Origin of the sequence: Neisseria sp. HMSC064D07, assembly GCF_001837185.1 — a bacterium.
In the GTDB taxonomy this organism is placed as follows: domain Bacteria; phylum Pseudomonadota; class Gammaproteobacteria; order Burkholderiales; family Neisseriaceae; genus Neisseria; species Neisseria flavescens_C.
On sequence record NZ_KV831686.1, the window covers coordinates 1 to 290 of the forward strand.

Genomic DNA, 290 nt, shown 5'->3' on the forward strand with positions numbered 1-290 from the left:
CTGGCTGGCGCAAGACGACACCCTGTCCGAATTGTTGCAACTGATCAACCGACAATTGACCGAAAAAAACCTAAAAGTAGAGAAAGCATCCGCCGCCGTCGTTGACGCCACCATTATTCAGACCGCCGGCAGCAAACAGTGTCAGGCCATAGAAGTCGATGAAGAAGGGCAAGTCAGCGGCCAAACCACACCGAGCAAAGACAGCGATGCCCGCTGGACAAAGAAAAACGGTTTATACAGACTCGGTTACAAACAGCATACCCGTACCGATGCGGAAGGCTATATCGAGA

1 pseudogene is annotated in these 290 nt (G+C 51.7%); it reads left to right on the forward strand.

The features are described from left to right. Positions 1 to 290 (forward strand): annotated as a pseudogene (locus HMPREF2608_RS11360) (IS5/IS1182 family transposase); the annotation flags it as partial.